The 20,221-nt window shown below is 44.0% G+C and carries 19 protein-coding genes and 3 tRNA genes; 5 read left to right on the top strand and 17 right to left on the bottom strand.

Annotation, left to right across the window (positions count from 1 at the left end; genetic code table 11):
- Positions 1–44 precede the first annotated feature (44 nt).
- From ACFSRY_RS14490 to ACFSRY_RS14525, 8 genes are all read right to left on the bottom strand, one after another.
- Complete coding sequence (locus ACFSRY_RS14490; protein WP_377509078.1) at positions 45–1,250, bottom strand: beta-ketoacyl synthase N-terminal-like domain-containing protein; 1,206 nt, start codon at positions 1,248–1,250, stop codon at positions 45–47.
- Between the two features lie 122 nt (positions 1,251–1,372).
- Positions 1,373–1,990 carry a dethiobiotin synthase gene (gene bioD, locus ACFSRY_RS14495; RefSeq protein ID WP_377509081.1) on the bottom strand — a complete coding sequence of 206 codons (618 nt, stop codon included), beginning with the start codon at positions 1,988–1,990 and terminating at the stop codon, positions 1,373–1,375.
- The gene (locus ACFSRY_RS14500) at positions 1,987–3,120 is read right to left on the bottom strand and encodes an aminotransferase class I/II-fold pyridoxal phosphate-dependent enzyme (RefSeq protein WP_377509084.1); all 1,134 of its coding nucleotides are present in this window, start codon (positions 3,118–3,120) and stop codon (positions 1,987–1,989) included. The genes bioD and ACFSRY_RS14500 overlap by 4 nt, the downstream gene beginning before the upstream one ends.
- A gap of 8 nt (positions 3,121–3,128) precedes the next feature.
- Positions 3,129–4,130, bottom strand: a complete 1,002-nt coding sequence (gene bioB / locus ACFSRY_RS14505; protein ID WP_377509087.1) for a biotin synthase BioB — start codon at positions 4,128–4,130, stop codon at positions 3,129–3,131.
- Between the two features lie 246 nt (positions 4,131–4,376).
- Entirely contained in the window at positions 4,377–5,414 is a 1,038-nt protein-coding gene (locus tag ACFSRY_RS14510) for an NAD-dependent epimerase/dehydratase family protein (RefSeq protein WP_377509090.1), read from the bottom strand.
- A gap of 47 nt (positions 5,415–5,461) precedes the next feature.
- Complete coding sequence (locus ACFSRY_RS14515; RefSeq protein ID WP_377509093.1) at positions 5,462–6,019, bottom strand: TetR/AcrR family transcriptional regulator; 558 nt, start codon at positions 6,017–6,019, stop codon at positions 5,462–5,464.
- A 182-nt stretch (positions 6,020–6,201) separates the two neighbouring features.
- On the bottom strand, positions 6,202–7,524 hold the full coding sequence (locus tag ACFSRY_RS14520; RefSeq protein ID WP_377509096.1) for a toxin-antitoxin system YwqK family antitoxin: 1,323 nt from the start codon (positions 7,522–7,524) through the stop codon (positions 6,202–6,204).
- 168 nt (positions 7,525–7,692) lie between these two features.
- The gene (locus tag ACFSRY_RS14525) at positions 7,693–8,877 is read right to left on the bottom strand and encodes an acetyl-CoA C-acyltransferase (protein ID WP_377509099.1); all 1,185 of its coding nucleotides are present in this window, start codon (positions 8,875–8,877) and stop codon (positions 7,693–7,695) included.
- 309 nt (positions 8,878–9,186) lie between these two features.
- Here ACFSRY_RS14525 and ACFSRY_RS14530 point away from each other — a divergent pair, with 309 nt between their 5' ends.
- Together ACFSRY_RS14530 and ACFSRY_RS14535 are read left to right on the top strand one after the other, a co-directional pair.
- Positions 9,187–12,066 carry an alpha/beta hydrolase family protein gene (locus ACFSRY_RS14530; RefSeq protein ID WP_377509102.1) on the top strand — a complete coding sequence of 960 codons (2,880 nt, stop codon included), beginning with the start codon at positions 9,187–9,189 and terminating at the stop codon, positions 12,064–12,066.
- Between the two features lie 39 nt (positions 12,067–12,105).
- The gene (locus ACFSRY_RS14535) at positions 12,106–12,504 is read left to right on the top strand and encodes a hypothetical protein (protein WP_377509106.1); all 399 of its coding nucleotides are present in this window, start codon (positions 12,106–12,108) and stop codon (positions 12,502–12,504) included.
- 74 nt (positions 12,505–12,578) lie between these two features.
- Here the strand turns inward: ACFSRY_RS14535 and ACFSRY_RS14540 are convergent, their stop codons facing one another.
- The 6 genes from ACFSRY_RS14540 to ACFSRY_RS14565 all read right to left on the bottom strand — a co-directional run bounded on the left by ACFSRY_RS14540 (position 12,579) and on the right by ACFSRY_RS14565 (position 17,648).
- On the bottom strand, positions 12,579–13,217 hold the full coding sequence (locus tag ACFSRY_RS14540) for a hypothetical protein (protein ID WP_377509109.1): 639 nt from the start codon (positions 13,215–13,217) through the stop codon (positions 12,579–12,581).
- Between the two features lie 405 nt (positions 13,218–13,622).
- The gene (locus ACFSRY_RS14545; protein ID WP_377509112.1) at positions 13,623–14,066 is read right to left on the bottom strand and encodes a PaaI family thioesterase; all 444 of its coding nucleotides are present in this window, start codon (positions 14,064–14,066) and stop codon (positions 13,623–13,625) included.
- A gap of 191 nt (positions 14,067–14,257) precedes the next feature.
- On the bottom strand, positions 14,258–14,896 hold the full coding sequence (locus ACFSRY_RS14550; protein ID WP_377509115.1) for an HD domain-containing protein: 639 nt from the start codon (positions 14,894–14,896) through the stop codon (positions 14,258–14,260).
- Between the two features lie 112 nt (positions 14,897–15,008).
- Positions 15,009–15,515 (bottom strand): acyl-CoA thioesterase, encoded by a 507-nt coding sequence (locus ACFSRY_RS14555; protein ID WP_377509118.1) that lies wholly within the window; start codon positions 15,513–15,515, stop codon positions 15,009–15,011.
- Positions 15,516–15,735: 220 nt separating this feature from the next.
- On the bottom strand, positions 15,736–16,680 hold the full coding sequence (locus ACFSRY_RS14560; protein WP_377509121.1) for an aerotolerance protein: 945 nt from the start codon (positions 16,678–16,680) through the stop codon (positions 15,736–15,738).
- Positions 16,677–17,648, bottom strand: a complete 972-nt coding sequence (locus ACFSRY_RS14565; protein ID WP_377509124.1) for a VWA domain-containing protein — start codon at positions 17,646–17,648, stop codon at positions 16,677–16,679. Before ACFSRY_RS14565 ends, ACFSRY_RS14560 begins: the two co-directional genes overlap by 4 nt.
- Before the next feature lie 298 nt (positions 17,649–17,946).
- Between ACFSRY_RS14565 and ACFSRY_RS14570 the strand changes: the two genes are divergently transcribed.
- From ACFSRY_RS14570 to ACFSRY_RS14580, 3 genes are all read left to right on the top strand, one after another.
- A tRNA-Ser gene (locus ACFSRY_RS14570) sits at positions 17,947–18,033 on the top strand.
- Between the two features lie 113 nt (positions 18,034–18,146).
- Positions 18,147–18,220: transfer RNA gene (locus tag ACFSRY_RS14575), tRNA-Pro, on the top strand.
- 67 nt (positions 18,221–18,287) lie between these two features.
- Positions 18,288–18,361, top strand: a tRNA-Arg gene (locus tag ACFSRY_RS14580).
- A gap of 329 nt (positions 18,362–18,690) precedes the next feature.
- Here the strand turns inward: ACFSRY_RS14580 and ACFSRY_RS14585 are convergent.
- The 3 genes from ACFSRY_RS14585 to ACFSRY_RS14595 are packed head-to-tail and all read right to left on the bottom strand — an operon-like array spanning position 18,691 to position 20,195.
- Complete coding sequence (locus ACFSRY_RS14585; protein WP_377509127.1) at positions 18,691–19,104, bottom strand: c-type cytochrome; 414 nt, start codon at positions 19,102–19,104, stop codon at positions 18,691–18,693.
- Positions 19,091–19,786, bottom strand: a complete 696-nt coding sequence (locus tag ACFSRY_RS14590) for an SCO family protein (protein WP_377509130.1) — start codon at positions 19,784–19,786, stop codon at positions 19,091–19,093. The genes ACFSRY_RS14585 and ACFSRY_RS14590 overlap by 14 nt, the downstream gene beginning before the upstream one ends.
- Positions 19,755–20,195 carry a hypothetical protein gene (locus ACFSRY_RS14595; protein WP_377509133.1) on the bottom strand — a complete coding sequence of 147 codons (441 nt, stop codon included), beginning with the start codon at positions 20,193–20,195 and terminating at the stop codon, positions 19,755–19,757. The genes ACFSRY_RS14590 and ACFSRY_RS14595 overlap by 32 nt, the downstream gene beginning before the upstream one ends.
- Positions 20,196–20,221: the final 26 nt, after the last annotated feature.

Genomic DNA, 20,221 nt, shown 5'->3' on the forward strand with positions numbered 1-20,221 from the left:
AAATGAGAGGGTAATATCAGAGATTGAAAAGTAAAGACTATCTATTATAATTTTCTCAACACTACACTCGCAGCATTGCCACCAAATCCAGCAGCATTAACCATAACCATTGTTATAACATTGGTAGTCAATGAGTTTAGTTTTGAGGGGTAAGGTATAGAGGGAACGTCCTGATACCTCAGCGCCTGGATTGCATATTCTAAACTTAATGCTCCTGAAGCACCAAGGGTATGGCCGATCAACCACTTGTTTGTGGTGATGGCTGGAGGGTTTTCTCCAAATGCAGCTTTTATAGCTGCCAACTCTGCGGCATCACCGGCACGCGTTCCGGGGGTATGGGTAACTATTAAATCAATATTTCGGTCATGTTGGGGGAGTTGTTCGAGCGCATGTCGCATCGACTTCTGGAAATTTATTCCCTCAGCTGATATTCCGGTTTTACTTTCAATTTTTTCAAAACCTAAGCCAACAGTCTCTACTATGATGTCACCCTTCTTGAGTTCCGTCCCATCTACCTGTTCTAAAGCAAAAACCGCTGCTCCTTCACCAAGTACAAATGTGCTTTGATTATTTTGGGCGTAAGGCTGACAAGGGAAAGGGTGATCTGCCAGTTTAGAGTAAATTCCAACGGCTTTCATCTGAGCAATGGTGAAGGGAGTAAGTGGTGCTTCGGTGCCTCCGGCTAAGAATCTTTTTGCCATGCCTGCTCTCAGCCAGGCCACTCCATTGGCAACGGCCATCAAAGCGGTGCTGCACGTCATGGAGTGACTGATCTGCCCTCCTCCTGCATTTACTGCGTGCGCCACCCAACTGGAAAGGTTGCCTAGTGTGGTGGTGGGGGAGGCGCTGGAAGAGATACTGCCTGTCGGGTTCTGCTGGAATGAACCGAAGTGCTGCTCAAAAAGACTGGTAGCCCCTCTCGAAGATCCGATATTTACAGCCAGACCATCCTGTAAAGGGGAACCCTCCTGTAGCCAGCCTGCTTCTGCCGCAGCTTGTCTCGCTGCATAAACTGCCAGCAAAACGGACCTGTCGAGCTGCTTATAGTTTGGGTTTGACAGTATAAGTTTCTGAAGTACTTCTTCTGCAGCAGCAGAGAGGGCGGCAACCGGTGTGGGGTGCCCGTTATGGTTTATACTTGTAAAAGCTGGTTGGGCGGAAGTATATCCTTTACTGACAGAGTCAGCGTTATGCCCTAAGGGGGATATGCTGCCTGTACCTCTGATTACAATATGTTTATTTTTCCCCAAACCTTTTTGTACAAATAAACAGGATGAACTGAACCCGCCTTCCGCAAATTCAGCTCTTCATTTTTTTTCAGTATGTTGATAGTTGCTCGTAAAGGTTTAAGCCATCTATACTTCCTCAATCACTAAACAAGGTAACCTTTAAATTGCTCAGCGTATTCAGCAACTGTCTCTTTGCAGAAGTCAGCCTCCTGCCGAATAGAAGGTAACCTGCGAAGGCCAGTGTACTTGATTATGAAATCCTCTGAACTCTGATTCTCTTCTCCGTTAAAAATGATGCCTGCTACAGGTATTTTACGGTAACGCAGAACTTCTGCCGTGAGCAATGTATGATTAATGCTTCCCAGGTAGTTCCTGGATACAAGAACCACTTCAAGGCCCAGTTGTTGCACCAGGTCAAGGACAAGGTATCGCTTGTTCAAAGGTACCATCAAACCGCCTGCCCCTTCTACGATAAGATTATTCTCCGTGTAAGGCAAGGTAAGGCCATGCACATCGATCTCGATACCCTCAGCAGCCGCAGCACGATGTGGTGAAGCCGCCATCTTCAGGCGGTAGGCTTCGGGGTGGAATACAGATGCAGGGTTAGATACCAGACTCATAACAGTGTCGGTATCCGTGAAATCCAAGCCGCCTGCCTGCACAGGTTTCCAGTAATCAGCTTGCAAAGCTTCAGTAAGTATGGCGGCTGCAACTGTTTTGCCTACATCCGTACCGATGCCTGTTACAAAATAACGTTTCATGTTCCTTTGGCTATGGCCTGCACGAGGCCCTCAATTTCTCCTAATGTATTATATGCGTGTACAATAACCCTTAAGCGCTCCTGGCCTTCAGGCACAGTCGGACTTAAAATAGGGCGTACATCAAAACCTTTGAGCTGTAAAGATGAAGCTAACTTTTTCAGCTTCTGCACATCTCTGTTTTCCTGAAAAACGGAAAGTATCACACTTTCTCCTGGAGTACAGTGGATGCCTTCTAATTTGTTTAATTCCTTAGACAGGTGCCAGGCAAGCTTTTTTACCTGTTCCCTTTCTTTTTCTAGTTCCGGTAACAATTTATAAGCACAGCTCAGCGTTAAAAGAGCGTGCGTAGGAAGACCTGTGGTATAGATAAAAGCACGACTGAAATTAATAAGGTAGTCGCGAAGTATCTTTGAGCCTACCACAGCTGCTCCATGGCTGCCCATGGCTTTGCCATAGGTAATCACCTGTGCAAATACCTGGTCTTCCAGGCCTAGTGCTACTGTTATTCCCTCCCCTTTTGGGCCATAAAGACCTACGGCATGTGCCTCATCTACTATCAAGGCAGCTCCTTTCTCCTGACAAATTTGTGCCAGTTCTGCAAGGGGGGCCTTATCACCGTCCATAGAGTACACGGACTCTGCCACAACATACACTGTTCCCGTAGCATTCTCTAGCTTCCGACGCAGATCATCTAAGCTGTTATGCCTGAAACTATAGCTTCTGGCAAAGCTTAAACGCAAACCGTCTTTCATGGAAGCATGACTGGCTTCATCATAAAAAACAGTGTCTCCACGCTGGGGCAGGGCAGATAGAAGCCCGACGTTAGCTGTGTATCCCGAGTTGAACAGCAGTGCTGCCTCCCCATGATGATACCTGGCTATCGTTTGTTCCAGTTCTTCAAATAAAATATGATTGCCAGCCAAAAGCCGGGAGCCAGTTGCTCCCAATGGCAGCTTTTTATACTTGTCCTCCTCCTCATGGATAAGTGCCCGCAACTTTTCGGAGCAAGCAAGGCCGAGGTAATCGTTAGAGCAAAAGTCGATCAGGCTGGTGGTGGTTTTGAGCTGGCGCAGGTTGCCCTGCGCTGCTCTTTCTGCCAGCTTTTGCTGTAACTTTTTATGCAGGTCCATAGCGGTAATTAAACCGCTTGTGGCTGTGTTTCTTCTTTAAAAGATTTTCTTGGAGACAGGCCTAATAGCTCAAACATCGCCTTGTCCTGATCAAAATCAGGGTTAGGGGTAGTAAGAAGTTTCTCGCCTGTGAATATGGAGTTAGCGCCTGCCAGAAAGCATAGTGCCTGGTCTGTAACGCTCATGCGCTCACGGCCAGCTGATAGGCGTACCATTGTTTTTGGCATAAGAATTCGGGCAGTTGCAATCATGCGCACCATTTCCCACACTGTTACCAGCGGCTGATTTTCCAGCGGGGTACCTTTTACCGGCACTAGCGCGTTAACCGGAACGGATTCAGGATGCTGCTCCAGTGTTGAAAGCGTGTGCAGCATGCCAATACGGTCTTCATCTGTTTCGCCTAAGCCAATAATGCCGCCAGAACAAACAGAGATACCTGCCTTACGCACATTGTTTATAGTGCCCAAGCGGTCATCATAAGTACGGGTCGTGATAATCTTATCGTAATGTTCTTCTGAGGTATCCAGGTTGTGGTTATAAGCATACAGGCCAGCTTCCTTCAGTTTTTCTGCCTGGTACTCATTTACCATACCCAGTGTGCAGCACACTTCAAGACCCATATCGTTTACGCCCTTCACCATCTCCAGTACTTTGTCGAAATCACGGTTGTCGCGTACTTCACGCCATGCGGCGCCCATACAGAAACGGGTAGAGCCACCATCTTTGGCACGTTGTGCAGCAGTTAATACCTGATCCTGGCTAAGGAGCTTATGAACGTCTACGCCAGTGTGGAAACGTGCCGCCTGCGGACAATATGAGCAATCTTCAGGGCAGCCACCGGTTTTTACTGAAAGTAGTGTACATACCTGTACTTCACCTGTAGCCTGATACTGCTTATGCACATTTGCTGCCTCAACGATCAGCTCCAGTACTGGCTTGTAGTAAATCGCCTTTATCTCCTCCAGACTCCAGTCAGTGCGGATATCTGTGTTTTGTCCGTTTTGCGTCATGGTATTCGTATTTGGGTTACGAAGGTAATTTGAAGATTTATGAATTAAAAATCAAAAATATGGGCAGTTTCCGTGGATAATTAGTTAAGTTATTCAGCATGTGCAGGTTTTCTGTGAATAAATTGGTTTGTTAATTTGTTAAGAAATTTTTCTGGTATAGGGATTGGCTATAGCGTAAATAAGAAAAGCCTCCAAATGTGGAGGCTTTTTGAGATGTTCATGACATAAACTATTAGTTGCTTTAGCTTAAGAAACGACTTTGTCTTTCTGCATTTGTAATACCATATCCTCCAAGGTTTTATCAAGAGATGTATATGTAAGGCCAAGCTTTTCAGTGCTTTTAGAGCTGTTTAGCCTTATGGTATGGCCAACGTTTCTTTGAATGAACTTTCTGGTTAGACCAAACATCCAACCTACCATATAAAGCATAGCTTTAGGAGATCTCATCAGAGGAAGTTTGTACTTGTTGCCAAATTTACCCTTGATAAGTTGCGATGCTTCATATACACCAGTTGTTCGCTCTGCTAATATGTGTCTTCCTGCTGCCATTTCGTTCTCTAGTGCCAGCACATGTGCCTTGGCCACATCCCGCACATCCACAAATCCAAACATAAGTTCGGGTGCACCCAAATAGTACTTCCCTGAGAGCATATCTTTTATAAAGCTTAAGCTCTCGGAATTAGAAGCCGGTGATAAGGAGGGACCCATGACAAAAGATGGATTTATGACAACTAGCTTCCAGAATTCCTGGGCATCATGTATCTTCCATGCTTCTTTTTCAGCCATTACTTTAGAATAAGAATAGGGCTGGTGGGTGAGGGAGCTGGATGTGTTGAACTGCTCTTCTGTAAATTCCTCCAGACCCTGTTCTTTCATATCAATGTTATCACCGTGTACGGCTGCAACGCTGGAAGTTAGTACTACTTTCTTTACGGTACCCGATTTGGTTGCGGCCTGTAAAACGTTTTTAGTACCTTTTACGGCTGGATCAATCAGTTCTTTCTGGGCATCCTTAAATCTCAGGGTAAAAGGGGACGCCAAATGAATGATGGCGTCAGATCCTGTTGCAGCTTCCTCAAAGGAACCTTCCTTCAAAAGATCAGCTTCCCATATTTCCAAACTACCTTTAGCTATGGATGCAATCTCACTGAGGAAAGCATAGCTCTCTTTTTTGCCTTTGTTTCGTACAGTCATTCTGACGGTATAACCCTTCTCTAAGAGCATTTTAACTACCCAGGAACCTATATATCCTGTTCCACCTGTTACTAAAACTATTTCTTGCATACTTATATAATATACCGAATATTCGGTCGGTTTATGAGATAAATTTTTTAAATCCTTATAGCATTCCACGAAAAGTCAATAGCGCTTTTTACCTGGTTATTTGAATCCGCTAGCATTCCATTTAGTTGCAGTTCTACCAAGGTGCTAATGTTCCCATGAATTAACTCACTAATCAGCATCACCTCCATTTTCCTGAAATGGCCACTCATAATCCCAGTTTCAAAAAATTTGTAGGCATCCTGGTAGTATACCCTTCCTTCTTCTCTGGTAGCTTCGTTAATGTAAGGGGAGTAGTTTACCTGCTGTACAAATCTGAATAGAAGAGGATTGTTGATATAGTACTCGTAAATTCCACTCCAGAGCGAATAGAATTGAGCTTTTATACCGGCAGCGGCATGGAGGTTGGCTTGTATTACCTGCTGGAATTCCTTCTTGCTGCTCAGGTAAATTTCCTGAACGATTTCTTCCTTGCTTTTAAAATGGTGGTAAATAGTGCCTGTAGCTACCCCGCTTTCCTTTGCTATTTGTGACATAGGCGTGGCCTGAATGCTTTGGTTGGCAATCAGTTCGAGTGTTGTCTGAAGTAGTTTCTCTCGCTTTGTCATCTAGACCGAATGTTCGTTCGGTACAAAGATGTAAATGGTTGTTTCATGAAGCAAATTTTTATTTTAAAAGTGAAAGTAATAATGCAATACTGAATGAAATTAGCTGCTTAACCTTTGGCTTTTGGTTTACATGCTACAGCAAAAAAGCACCCGTTGTGGGTGCTTTAGAGGTAAATTAAATACTACTTCTCTTTTTCCTCTAGTACCTGTCCATTCCGATATACACGGGTTTTAGTTACCTTCCCCTCCGGATTCTGGTACTTCCAGGTGCCAGTTTCACGATTGTTTCTAAACTGACCCACAACTTCAACTTTACCACTTTCAAAGTACTGCTTATAAGCGCCAAAGCGACGGCCATCTTTATAATTAGTTTCTGACTTCAGTTTACCTGATGGAAAATACTCATAGCTGGTACCAATGATTTTGCCTTTTTCATACACGTACTTCTCTTTTAACTGCCCTGCTTCGTAATATACCAGTCTTTCTCCCTCGCGCTGATCTGCTTTATACGTTTCGGATATTTGTACTGGCTTGCCTGGTGCATCATAGTATTCCTTCCAGGTGCCGTGTTTCTTTTTGTCCTTAATCTGCTCTTCTGCTTTTATATTTCCGGAAGGGTAATAGCTTGTAGTTTTGCTGTCGTCGCCATTGTTGCTGCCAATGATTTCCTGTTTTAGCTTACCATCCTCATAAAAGTACTGAGCTGTGCCGTTTATAGCCCCGTTCTTGTACGGAATCAGACTGAGCGGCTTTCCACTTTCATAGTAAGCCTTCGCCTGACCATGCATCTTTCCCGCAGAAAAACTACCTTCAGTGCTTAGTTGCCCGTTCCGATAGTAACTTTTAAAGCTGCCGTTCTTCTTGCCGGCCTCATTCATTGTCTCCGTCTGAAGCTGCCCATTATCAAAATACGTCCTATATGGCCCTACTACCATACCGTTACTATAAGTAGCCTCTGATTCAAGCTTCCCATTTGGGAAATATGTTTTAGCCGGACCATCCTGCTGGCTGTTTTTGTAAGAAATTTCTGAACGTACCTTTCCTCCATCATAATACTCCCGCAGCATACCCTCCGGGTATCCCTTTACAAACTCTGCTTCCTTTTTAATCGAACCATCCGGATTATAAGTTTTGAAGAGTCCGGTTTGCTGGTCGTTTTCATAGTTACCCTCCTGGAGCAGTTTACCGTTTTGCTGATAAGCTTTAAAAGGACCCCGCATTACACCCTTCACATAGTTGACCTGTATCTTTACCTGCCCATTAGGGTAGTATTCTGTATAAACGCTGTCTTTTTTGCCTTCTACAAACTTTACTATAGCCTCCTTCTCACCATTCAGGTAATAGCGGTTATAATAACCCACAATCGCGGAGTCGGGAAGCTGTATGTGGTACACCTCTTTTACAGCACTTTCATCTTGCGGGTGATACGTGATAACTTTCGATTGAGCACTTGCTACCGTCTGTGCTATACAAAGTGCTATAACTAATGAAAGAAATCTGTACATGATATGGTGAATTAGTTCTTTGAATAATAAGCAAGCAACTAAAATGCTTTAACTGCCGGCCTTGATAACACCTCTGCTAAAGTATGAATTCCAATGCTGTGAACAGAAACAAAAGAAGCCTTACGTTTAACGTAAGGCTTCCTGCAAATTGTATGCCTTTAAGGCTATTTACATTTTCTCGATCACGATGGAAGATGCGCCACCACCGCCATTGCAAATACCAGTAACACCAATCTTACCGCCTTTTTTATCAAGCACATTGCAAAGCGTAGTAAGGATTCGGGCACCAGAGGCTCCTAGCGGGTGACCTAAAGATACAGCGCCGCCAAAAACGTTTACATTGCCACCTTCCAGGCCAAGCTTCTGGTTGTTAGCGATAGACACTACTGAAAAAGCCTCGTTGATTTCATAAAAATCTACTTCTTCAGGAGATACACCTGCATTTTTAAGTGCCTTTGGTATAGCTAAAGATGGAGTAGTAGTAAACCAGATGGGGTCCTGCTCTGCATCAGCAAATCCACGAATCTTAGCTATAGGCTTAACGCCAAGCTCTTCTGCTTTCTCTTTGCTCATTAACAAAATTGCTGCAGCACCATCGTTTAGTGTAGAAGCATTGGCAGCAGTAACTGTACCGGCTTTGTCAAACACAGGGCGCAGGCCAGGGATCTTGTCGAAGTTTACTTTCTTGTATTCTTCGTCTTCAGAAACTACAATCGGGTCTTTACCTCGCTGCGGAATCTCAACCGGAATTATCTCATCCTTCAACATGCCAGCTTCTGCAGCCTCAGCTACCTTTTTATAGGAACCGATAGCATATTCGTCCTGCATTTCACGTGTGATCTGCATTTCCCTGGCAGTATTCTCTGCAGCGTTACCCATATGGAAGTCATTGTAAACATCCCACAGACCATCACGAAGCAGTCCATCGATCATCTGGCCGTGACCAAGCTTCGCACCAAAACGTGCTTTATCCAGGTAGAATGGTACATTTGACATACTCTCCATGCCACCAGCCACTATCACGTCTTTATGACCTAACATGATAGCCTGCGCAGCAAACATCACAGCCTTTGAGCCAGATGCACATACCTTGTTTACTGTAGTACACTCCACCTCATGACCTAAGCCAGCAAAAATTGCTGCCTGGCGAGCAGGAGCCTGTCCAACGTTGGCAGAGATCACATTACCCATGATCACTTCCTGAACTTCTTTTTTATCAACTCCGGCTTTTTTTAGAGCGCCTTTAATGGCAGCAGCACCAAGTTGCGTGGCACTTAGACTTGCTAACGCGCCACCGAAGCTGCCAATTGGCGTGCGAACCGCCGAAATAATATATACTTCTTTCACTTGCATAGTTAGAGTAGGTTAAGTTTTGTTGTGTGAAATTACCATCTTTTGCCCTTAAAACCAAACGTTCGTTAGCCTAGGAAAGCTGCTCTGTAATTCTTTTAAAGGCTTATTATTACAGTTAATCATTACCTTTTAATTAACAAGAGGTGTAGTTTTAAACCTTTAATTAAATTGTTGGTCTAAAAACCACTTTAGGTTTTTAAGGGACTGAAATTCTAAAGTTCTTACTGCTTTAGGAAAATATTGTTCCATGGTTCAGCTTAAAATAAAACTTCATAATACTTAACTAATATTATCCTCATTTTACCCTTGATGAAAAAGCTACTCTTATGGGCAGCGCTGTTTAGTGGTGGCCTTCTACAGGTTCAGGCACAACAGCAAGCCAGCAAAAAGCCACTTAACCACGACGTCTACGACAGTTGGAAAGGAGTGTCAGGAGATAAAATCTCTCCTAATGGAAAATATGTGCTGTTCAACGTCAATCCGCAGGAAGGAGACGGTGAATTAATCATCAAAAGCTATCTAAGCAACGCGAATAAGCAGTTTGCGCGTGGTGGCAATGCCTCTTTTTCAAACGACAGCCAGTTTGCAGTGTTTGAAATAAAGCCGGAGTACCAGAAGGTGCGTGCCCTAAAGCTTAAAAAGAAAAAGGGTGATGACCTGCCGAAGGACTCACTGGCAATTGTGAAATTGGAGGACATGAGCGTGGTGAAGTTTCCGCGTGTGAAGTCTTACAAGATGCCGAAAGAAGGCAGCGGTTGGGTAGCTTATCACCTGGAGAAACCACTTCCGGAGAAAAAATCTAAAAAAGCGGATGAGACTAAGGTTGAAGGGGAGAAAAAGGAGGAGGTTAAAAAGCCTGCTCTGAAGCAAAACAAAAAAGCGGAAGGCACAGAGCTTGTCCTGCGAAACCTGAAGTCGGGGCAGGAGCACCGCTTTGCAAGAGTTACAGACTATATCTTCTCAGAGAGAGGTAATATGCTGTACCTCGTAAAAGATGAACTGGACTCTTTGAACAAAGCAGGCGTGTTTGCATTTAGCACTGCTGATCTGAGAACGATGCCTGTTGATACAGGTAAGGTTACCTACAAGGGTATCAGCACGGATAAAGCAGGAGACCAGTTAGCCTATATGGCAACTACAGATACAGTGGGGGCAGACATCCGTCACTTTAGCTTATACCACTGGACTGTGAAAGATAAGAAGGTTGTTACGCTTGCAGATTCTTTAACGAATGGTATGCCTAAGAAATGGATGGTCAGTGAGTATGGCAGGCTTAACTTTTCGGAAGATGGAAAACGCCTGTTCTTTGGTACCTTCCCACGCCCAACCCGCTATGAGAAAGACACAACTAAGCTTGAGGAGGATAAGGTAAATCTAGACATCTGGACTTACAAAGATCCATTGATCCAGCCAATGCAGCTTAAAAACAATGAGCGGGAATTAAAACGCTCTTTCCTGGCTATGTATGACCTGAGAGGAAAACGCATGCAACAGCTGGCTACCCTGCAGATGCCGGATGTATACCTGGATGCCTACGGACAAGGAGATGTAGCTTTAGGAATAAGCGATGAGAATTATAAAATTACTATTGGCTATGAAACGCCTACCCGCAAAGATGCTTACCTGATTGATCTAAAGAAAGGAACAAGCAAGCAGGTGCTGAAGGAGACACGGGGTTATCCGCGCATGTCTCCGATGGGTAACTACATTTACTGGTATGAGCCAACAGACAGCAGCTGGCATGCCATGAGCAGCAAAGGAGGTGCAAATCTTAACCTGACAAAACAAATTGGCCTGCCTTTCTACGATGAGACAAATGACATTCCCGCTCTTCCGGATAATTACGGCTTTGCCGGATGGGTAGAGAAAGACAGTTATATACTGGTTTACGATAAGCACGATATATGGAAACTGGACCCGAGTGGAAGGAAAGCCCCGGAGAACCTGACCGATAAGTATGGCCGCTTGAATAACCTGCGCTTCCGTTACGAAAAGCTGGATAATGACGAGAAGTTTATTACGGAAAATGCCACTATCTACCTGAGCGGCTTTAACTATGGCAGTAAAGCAGATGGGTACTACCGTGAATTTGTCAGTAAAAAGGCACAGCCGGAAAAGCTCATATCCTCTGATCATGCTTATGCAGCGTTAAGCAAAGCCAAAAATGATAACAGGATAACTTTCCGTAAAGGCTCTTACAGTGAGTACAACAACTTGTACACTTCTGACTTAGCTTTTACAAATGTTGAGCAATTAAGCGATGCGAACCCACAGATGAAGGATTACTTGTGGGGAACAGTAGAACTCGTAGATTGGAAGTCTACAGACGGCACTCCGCTGCAAGGTTTGCTATACAAGCCTGAGAACTTCGACCCTAAGAGGAAGTATCCGATGATGGTATACTTTTATGAGCGTTCTTCTGATGGGATACACAACCACAGGGTGCCGGCTCCAAGTGCCTCTACCATCAATATTCCGCTCTTTGTTAGTAACGGTTATCTGGTGTTTGTGCCGGATATTGTGTACAAGGACGGGTATCCTGGCGAGAGTGCCATGGATTGTATCGTACCAGGCGTACAAAGTTTAGTGGCGCAGGGGTTTGTAGATGATAAGAACATGGCACTGCAAGGGCAGAGCTGGGGCGGATACCAGATTGCTTACATGATTACGCGGACCAATTTGTTTAAAACAGCTATGGCAGGAGCGCCGGTGTCTAACATGACGAGCGCCTATGGTGGTATTCGCTGGGGTACCGGTATGAGCCGCCAGTTCCAGTATGAGCGCACGCAGAGCCGGATTGGCGGAACACTGTGGGAGAAGCCGCTCCAATTTATAGAGAATTCACCTTTGTTTTTTGCTGACCGTGTGCAAACACCACTACTGATCATGCATAACGACCAGGATGGTGCTGTGCCCTGGTACCAGGGCATTGAGTTCTTTATGGCTCTGAGGCGCTTAGACAAGCCGGTTTGGATGCTGGTGTATAATGGTGAAGACCATAACCTGGTGCAGCGCAAGAACCGCAAAGATTTGTCAATGCGCTTGTCGCAGTATTTTGACCATTACTTGAAAGGTGCCCCAATGCCTGTTTGGATGAAGCAAGGCGTGCCATCAGTTGTTAAAGGCAAAGAATATGGGTTTGAGTTGGTAGAGCCACAACCTGAGGTTGCCAGCGAAGCCAGAGAATAGTTTACTTAAGAAGTTACTGTTGAAAGGGAGCTACGAAAAGTGGCTCCCTTTTTTTTTAAAAATGTCTCCAACTGGTTGGTATACCTTATAGCTGTCGCGATTGTTAATGTGAAAAGAATGATGGCAGGCTCTTTTGTGTACACCTTTCGTTTCTATTCCCTTCTATTTATGGGAGTATGCTTTTTGCTCCTTAGCCTATACCCGATCAGATGCATCTGGCAGATTAGTAGGGGTGAGGGTCTTTACTATCCGAAGCTGAAAGCAGTTAGTTGGTTAGTCATTGCTCTGAGCCTTCCTATCTTCCCGCTCAACCCCATTGGCTTATTAACTGTCATTAGTTCTGTAATTATACTTATTACGGCGGCGGCTACTAAAAAGCAGTGGCAGCGGGCGTTGGCAAAGCCAGTGATGCCGGTACAAGAAGCAGTAGGTGCTTAGGTATCTTTTAGAAAAGCAAAAGCCACTGCAGGACAACCTGCAGTGGCTTTTTTGATTAGAAAGAAGCAATTATTCTACTTCTTCATTTTTTTCATGTTAGCTGGCTTGATTTCTCCGCAAGCAACAGGAAGCGTAGCAACGTACTGCTCCGGTAGGGTCATTCCGTTTTCTACTAATCCTTCCACTGTCATGCCATGCAGCACAATAACGTTGTTCTGTAGAGGAAGCATGTTTGCAGTTACTTCAAAAGTCTGCTTGTAATCAATAGTGCCGTCTGGTGCAGTTGGGAATGGCTCAAGCGGAAGCAAAACAGGACCATAGAAAGGTGCGCCTTCAGTTAAATCTATAAAACCATCACCATTCATGTCAGCTGACATAGGAGGACAAACAGCGTTTTTGTTGCTATCCATAAAACCATGAATGTGCTGTGGGTGCAACATGCCTGGCTCCAGTCCGCTTGCCATGATATGTACTGTAAGCATGTCCCCTTCTAAAGTTAAGGTAGCTGTACCCATTACTCCAGAATCGTTTAAAGACATTATGTCTGCCGTGTAAGTCTTGTGCAGATTAAAAGATTTACTGCTACGCGCATCTTGTGTATTAGAAGCTTGTAAACTTGCATCAGGAGCAATCTCCTCAGACTCGCAGGCAGAAAATGCAAAAAGTGAGCATACGGCTACAACAGATGTAGCTCTTTGTAAGAAATTCTTCATAGTTGTTTTTACTTTTGGTTTGTTATACATACTGCTATAAACCGGCTAAAAATCAAAAACTTAAGAATTTGCTGGTGAAGGAGCAGTATTAATAAGAGAAGAGACCAAAATAATAAGCGAGCATTAAATCCAGTGTTTCAAAAACCAGATGTATATATAGTTTAGTGAAATTAATTGAAGCTGTAACATGGCTAATGTTTAAAGGAATAGTTATAATTAAAACCTTTTGTCATAAAGCCAGTAAAGAGTTTTGTTAGATTTAGATAATTATCTAAAGCACTGATCTTATCAATGAAGGTAAATCTGTAATTGGATAAAACCTATATTTGGAAATAAGTGCTAGTAATTAGTTGAGTCTTTCCATGCTATGAAAGAGTAAGCCGCACAATGTTTTGTGCGGCTTTTTTACTGCAGTTTATAACCCTCTAAATTTACCAGAGGCTGTAGTGTACGAACAAACTGCCCTGTGCCAAAGGCAACTTCTTTCCCCCGTTCATCATACAGTGTAGACTCTGCAACAAAAAGGCTTTTGCTCTGGGTTCTTAGCTTGCCTACTGCTTTTATCACCCCGCCTGTTACCGGTCTTACCAGGTTAAGTTGAAAAGATGAAGTAACAATAAACACATCCCGTACAACTGAGGCTACTGCAAAATAAGCAGCATCATCGAGTAGCTTGAAGTATACAGCACCATGTATGGCATTGGCTCCATGAAAGTAAGCTTCTTTAACAGGAAGTGTGATTTCTGAGCTACTGTGCGCCACTTCTATGCTGCTATCGCTAAACAGTTCCTGTACCCTAGCATGTTGGTAGAGCCGCTCCAGGGCCCGATAGTGAAGGTCTGCATCCATAATCTAAAGCTTGTAAAAATAAACCGAAGCAAACTCCTTTTATGACTAAAAGTTTCCATCAGGTAATTCATACCTGCATCAATACAGAACATAATAAAGGAAGTTGAAGCAGCATTGCGATAACCATAAAACAAAGGCCCGGATTGTCTAAATTCCGGGCCTTTGTTTTATAAACTAATGTTGAAGAACATTTAAGTTCCTATTGTATACTGTGCAGATACACGCTCTTTAACTGCAATGGTGTCTATGCCAGCACTTTCCATCTTCTGTACAGCTAGTTCCTCGATCAGCTCCTTAAACTGGGTAAGGCAGGTGTCAAAGGAAGTGTGGGTTCCCATCAGAAAAGCTAACTCTTGCTCTACCTCAAGCCAAGTGGAAATATCGGCGTGGTTGTGCTGGATCTGTACTTCCAGCTTGTCAAGCGCATTAGCTACTTTTGCCTCATATGTTTTCTTTTCCTCAAACTCATGCCACAGCTCATATACATGCTGGCCTATGCCATTGCCTAATTTGATGCGAAGGTTTTCTATCGCCTTGAGTTCTTTTATCTGCTTCAGCTCCTTTGCTTTTGCAGTCGTGACTTCAAACGCTGGGATGTCTCCAGCCTCTGCCTCTACAAGGTCATGAACGATCACCATCTTCAGTGTGCGTGCCGTATCAAGTTCATTGTCGAGGTAGGGCTCTAATAACACCACCATCAGCGACATTCGCCATGTGTGCTCGGCCACGCTTTCCTGCCGGCCATTGGAGAGCCAGCTGTGCCTTAGCTCAAACTTCAGCCTCTCTGCCAGAGCCAGCACTTCCAATACGTTCTTTAATTGATCTTTCATAGTTTTTAAGTGGTGCTTAATTTCACTTTTAATAAGGCAAAGTTAGCAACTTTCAAAGCTAGATGTATTAGTGTATAGAATGTTATTTCAGCACAATAAAATTAGGTTTTGTTTATGAACGATCCATAGAGCGCAATTCTTTTACCCGCTCCTCAAAGAACTGTTCCGGCTTGCCTTCACCTACCACAGCAACTTTTTTGTACAGGTCCATTAACTCTTGGCTATACTCCGCTTTCTGTCCTTTTTTTATGTCTATGTAGGCGAAGCGGGTCCAGATTACAGATTTGATCGCACCTGTCTCTTTGTCAAGCATAATGCCTTCTGTTAATAAATCTGAGTTAGTATACCAACGCAAACAGGTCCTGATTTTTACCCACTCCATAAACTTCACCTCACCCAGATAGGAGATTTGATTAGATGCCACAACCCATGCTTTGCCTGTGTTTTTAATATGAGCATATACATCGAGATCGTAATTTTCACGCGTCTGGTCTTCCCGCGCATTTAAGAAATAATCTATGTAACGTCCATTGTTCAGGTGGCCAAAAGGGTCGCAGTCTTCAAAACGGATAAGCGCCTCGCTCTCCAGGAATTGTGGCAGGTTGTCTGATGTTTTCATAAATGTTTAATAGTGGTGTATAGGGAAAACTTTTAAATGATTTAGTATTTTGACTTACACTTGAACTCCTTCGTTTTCTTGTGAAGCAGCATTTTGTTGCTCACTCATGGTAGACATCTTATTCCCTTTACTCCTGAATGTATCTCTCAAAGCAGGAAATGCAGTCCTGCATTCTATAGAATTTATCCATTACTATAAAGGTCAGGAATGGGGAACAGTTTTACCAATCTGGTTTAGACTTATCAGGCTTTTTTCCTGCTTTTTTAGGTAGTTGCTGTATATACTGCAACTCAGCACTACGCATAGCGTCCAATAGCAGTCTGGCTCTTTCGGGGCTCATGTTAGCCTTTTGTAGCCTTATGCGCCGCATCTGTGCCTGCTGATCAGCATCTAATGCATTTTCGTAACCGCCACGCCTTTCCTGCTCTTCCGGGTTAAACTGGCTTTCAGGATTAGTACCTTTGGTGTCTCCTTCCTGGTTACCGGTTATCTGCTCTTTCTCACGTTGCTGTGGTGCCTTGTCATTCTGGCGCTCTGATGCCCCGCCCTTTCCCTCTTCACCAGTCTTGTCAGGTTGCGGTTGCTCCATTTCCTCTTCCTGGTCTCCGGAAGCATCTGGTTTTTTCTTCGGCTGAGGCTCTTTTTCAGCAGGCGGAGGTAGTTGGGTGCCATCCTGTTCTACCGGTTCAGGTGGAGCAGGCTTCTGCTCCGGTTGGTTTACCAGTTCAGGGTGCAGCTCCAGGTATTTTTTAAGGAGTTCATAGTTGTACCTGGCCTCTTCGTTATTTGGCTCTGCCACCAGGGCCTGTTTATAAAGAGCCAATGCTTGCTTGTGTTTTTTCTGCTTGGTGGCAATGTTGCCAAGCTGCAGGTGTGCAATAGATCGTAATCTGTGAGCTGGGTTATCAGCCAAAAGCCTATACTCTTGCATTGCCTTCGGAAATTGACCAGACTGGTAGTAGGAGTGGGCAAGGTTCAAGCGAAGTTGATCATCATCTACCTCCAATTCATTGAGCAGGTACTCATACGCCGTAATAGCTTCTATATAATCCTGCTTATGGTAAGCCTGCGCTGCTTCAGTAGCAAAGCGGTTAATGGAGGAGATGGTGCGAAAGCCGCCTCCTAGAAAACTGACCAGGAATACCAAAAGCCACACTGCCTTCATATACGAATCACTTTAATGGTAATCAATACATCCAGGAGTATCAATAGTAATGCCAGCGCCAGGGGGTATACATATTTATTTGCAGTTACATCTACGGTTTTGCTTTCCCGGAGCTCCCCCTCAATAGCATTTATGGAATTGATAAGCTTGGCAACCTCACTAATGCGGTCGTTTACCTCAAAATATCTACCTCCAGTCAGTTCTGCAAGCTGCACCAACGGAGCAGCATTTAATGTAGTAGTTACTATTTTCCCCTGCTTGTCACGTTTAAAGCCACGGCCCGAAGGAATGCGTCCACCTTCTGTAGTACCTATGCCCAGTGTGTACACCCTGATATTCTGCTGGTTAAGTTGTTCGGCCAGCTGTTCCGCTTTTCCACCAAAATCTTCCCCATCACTTATGAGTACCAGAACTTTTGCTTTCTGCTCCTCCAGAGAAACGGTGTTGTTTTCCTGAAACTTATTCAGTGTGAGCTGTAGCACCGGAGCGTAATCAGTGCCAGAGTAAGGCAACAGGTTCGTATTTAATGTTTGTGTGTAAAGCTGTAGTGCGTTTTGGTCATAGGTAAGGGGGCTTTGAATATATGCTTCACTAGAGAACACCATCAAGCCAATGCGATCGGAATTGAACCGGCTGATCAGACGCTGTATTTCATGCTTGGCTTTCTCCAGCCGTGATGGCTGCACATCTGTGGCATCCATCGACTTTGATAAATCTACAGCAATGTACAAATCCTTACCTATCGTTTTGATCTCTTTCTTCATGGCTCCGAATGAAGGGCCAAGAATGGCAATAATAATTAGCGCAAGATATAAGTGCCGTAGCAAGAACTTAAACCACACCACATGTGGGCGCTGCTTAAAAAATCTTGCCACTTTCCAAACACGATACAAGTAGCCCAGGTACAGCACAAAAAATAATGTGCCGAACAGGATTTCGAGTAGGGTGATGGTTTGGTACCAGGTCATGTAGATTCAAATACTAGTTACAAATATACTAAAGCTGACATGAAATCAGCTGTTTCGGATGTGGTGTAGTATGAGCAACCATAACTAATTACGAAGATCTTTTAGTGTGTGGTCTCAAAGGTATTCTGGGAACAGTAATTTTTTAAAAAATTTTTGGGCTTACAAGCTGAATATTATCAAATACTTAGCCTTTGCAGGATAATTAAAAGCCTGTTTGTAGGCCTAAATTTTAGAGTTTGCTATTGCGCTGTTAAATGTAATGTTGTATGTTTGCATTCTCTTTAGCAGAAAGAGCACCGGAGAGGTGGGTGAGTGGCTGAAACCAGCAGTTTGCTAAACTGCCGTACTCGTAAGGGTACCGGGGGTTCGAATCCCCCCCTCTCCGCAAGTGAAAAATAATTTTAGAAAAGTCTTTGACTAATCAAATTCTTCACTTACTTTTGCACCGCATTCAACAATAACAGCGCCTTAAGCGCTTCCGGAGTTGAAAGCATAGTTCGGGGTGTAGCGTAGCCCGGTATCGCGCCACATTTGGGATGTGGAGGTCGTAGGTTCGAATCCTGCCACCCCGACTAAAAAATTTCGGAAGAGATTCCGAAATTTTTTGTTTACGGGAATGTTACATTTCTCTAAAACAATGGTCTCGTAGCTCAGCTGGATAGAGCAACTGCCTTCTAAGCAGTAGGTCTTTGGTTCGAATCCAAACGGGATCACTGAAAAGCCTCTCTAGATTTTCTAGAGAGGCTTTTTTGTTTTGTGTCCAGTAATTTGTGCACATGCACAAATTCTAAGCTGATTTTTGAAGTACCATTACAATTCAGCGTCGGAAGATGATTGTTTCTTCTTTTTAACTTCTGTAGTTCGTATTGCATCATTATAAATAAAAAAAGTCCGCCTGAATCTCAAGCGGACTATTACTATTATCTAACCTATATTACAATACCCCTGATCTCTTGTATAGGTTTGATTTTTTTGTGAAGTCTCTAAAAAGTGTAAGAATAAACTTTATCCAGATCTTGTACATGGTGTAGGATAACACTTTTTACTTTCCTGGTGGACAAGCCTGCAGCAACTGCTCGACTTCTGGAAAGGTATAGCGTTCGTTATTGTTCCCAAAATTCGTCTGAATGTAATTAAGCAGGTTTGTAATCTCATCCTCGCGCAAGCTCATGGCACCCGGCATTGGCTGGTTGTACTCCACCCCATTTACGACAATGCTTCCTTCTAGCCCATGGCGAATAAGGCAGGGAAGCTCCTCGCGATGCTTCTGTAGATAGTCGGCTCCAGCGATTGGAGGTATAACACCACGCAGGCCACTGCCGTCTTCCATATGGCAGCTCTGGCAGTTGGCCTCATACAAGCGTTTGCCCTGGTTTTGTTTTTCAGTAAAACACTGGGTAAGGGTGAAAAGGGCTACAATGCCTGCAAGCGCAGCAATAGCTCTACTTACTACCATTTTTCTTTTCCTTTAGTAGCACCGGAATATCGTTTAGCAGGCGGTCAACTTCAGCTGGGGCAGTACCATCATAAACACCACGAATGTGGCGGTCTTCATCAACTAACACAAAGGCTCCACTGTGTAAAAAGCCACCGGCTTCCTGATTATCCTCCATTGCAGTAACCAGGTATTTTTGAGCAATAGCGTAAATACTGTCCTTTTCCCCTGTTACAAAGTGCCACTTATCTGTTTTCACATTCAGCCTACTGGCGTAGTCTTTTAGAACGGCTACTGAATCATGCAGTGGATCAATGGTATGAGAAAGTAAGGCAACATTCTGGTTGTCTTTAAATTTATCATAAACCCGCAGCATCTGTGTCTTCATTTTGGGGCATATAGTAGGGCAGGAGGTAAAGAAAAAGTCAGCCACATATACTTTACCCTCGAAAGTCTGATTAGTAACCTCCTGGCTGTCCTGATTGATGAAAGCAAAATCAGGAATTTGTGGGTAAAGAGTATCTGCTACTATCTGCCCGTTTACCTCACGTTCCACCACTTCCCGCTCTCCTAGTACAGGAAGAGTTGTAACCTCTGGATCATTACTGCTACAACTTGTAAGCAACCCTGCAAAGAGGGCTAGTGCTGTGTTTAATATGTGGTGGTTGTTTTTAAAGAGCTTCATTCTGTCTGTACTTTTCATATGTTTGTTGTGCAGCAATGATGGTGGTGTCCATGAAATTTTTAACGCGTTTTATTTTTACCATTTCGTTTTGGAGGTAACTCATCGCCTGTTCATGACTCAGACTTACAGGAGCTTTGTATTGCCGCATCCAGTTCATCATGGCTTCATCAGCTTCATTCAGTTGTAATATACTATTGTAAAGAGGGGCAAGCTGAGCTGTATCCACCTGCTGACTTTCCAATGTATCACGTAATGCCCTTATATCCCGGCGCAGATGGTATATGGTACTCATTTTTGCCATGGCACTATCATGTACCTCCATTACCTGGTCCTCCAACTCCTTTTTCTGTTCCTCAGGTTTTTCCCCTTGGTTGCATCCGCCGAGCATGGCTACCGCAAAGCTAATAAGTAGTATAAAGTATTTCATAATTGTATTCGGCTGATGGCACACTT

Source organism: Pontibacter locisalis, assembly GCF_042684605.1.
Lineage (GTDB): Bacteria > Bacteroidota > Bacteroidia > Cytophagales > Hymenobacteraceae > Pontibacter > Pontibacter locisalis.

Coding starts and splice junctions, on each gene's coding strand:
- bioD (WP_377509081.1), bottom strand. CDS start 1,990: ATGAAACGTTATTTTGTAACAGGCATCGGTACGGATGTAGGCAAAACA.
- ACFSRY_RS14500 (WP_377509084.1), bottom strand. CDS start 3,120: ATGGACCTGCATAAAAAGTTACAGCAAAAGCTGGCAGAAAGAGCAGCG.
- bioB (WP_377509087.1), bottom strand. CDS start 4,130: ATGACGCAAAACGGACAAAACACAGATATCCGCACTGACTGGAGTCTG.
- ACFSRY_RS14510 (WP_377509090.1), bottom strand. CDS start 5,414: ATGCAAGAAATAGTTTTAGTAACAGGTGGAACAGGATATATAGGTTCC.
- ACFSRY_RS14515 (WP_377509093.1), bottom strand. CDS start 6,019: ATGACAAAGCGAGAGAAACTACTTCAGACAACACTCGAACTGATTGCC.
- ACFSRY_RS14520 (WP_377509096.1), bottom strand. CDS start 7,524: ATGTACAGATTTCTTTCATTAGTTATAGCACTTTGTATAGCACAGACG.
- ACFSRY_RS14525 (WP_377509099.1), bottom strand. CDS start 8,877: ATGCAAGTGAAAGAAGTATATATTATTTCGGCGGTTCGCACGCCAATT.
- ACFSRY_RS14530 (WP_377509102.1), top strand. CDS start 9,187: ATGAAAAAGCTACTCTTATGGGCAGCGCTGTTTAGTGGTGGCCTTCTA.
- ACFSRY_RS14540 (WP_377509109.1), bottom strand. CDS start 13,217: ATGAAGAATTTCTTACAAAGAGCTACATCTGTTGTAGCCGTATGCTCA.
- ACFSRY_RS14545 (WP_377509112.1), bottom strand. CDS start 14,066: ATGGATGCAGACCTTCACTATCGGGCCCTGGAGCGGCTCTACCAACAT.
- ACFSRY_RS14550 (WP_377509115.1), bottom strand. CDS start 14,896: ATGAAAGATCAATTAAAGAACGTATTGGAAGTGCTGGCTCTGGCAGAG.
- ACFSRY_RS14555 (WP_377509118.1), bottom strand. CDS start 15,515: ATGAAAACATCAGACAACCTGCCACAATTCCTGGAGAGCGAGGCGCTT.
- ACFSRY_RS14560 (WP_377509121.1), bottom strand. CDS start 16,680: ATGAAGGCAGTGTGGCTTTTGGTATTCCTGGTCAGTTTTCTAGGAGGC.
- ACFSRY_RS14565 (WP_377509124.1), bottom strand. CDS start 17,648: ATGACCTGGTACCAAACCATCACCCTACTCGAAATCCTGTTCGGCACA.
- ACFSRY_RS14585 (WP_377509127.1), bottom strand. CDS start 19,104: ATGGTAGTAAGTAGAGCTATTGCTGCGCTTGCAGGCATTGTAGCCCTT.
- ACFSRY_RS14590 (WP_377509130.1), bottom strand. CDS start 19,786: ATGAAAAGTACAGACAGAATGAAGCTCTTTAAAAACAACCACCACATA.
- ACFSRY_RS14595 (WP_377509133.1), bottom strand. CDS start 20,195: ATGAAATACTTTATACTACTTATTAGCTTTGCGGTAGCCATGCTCGGC.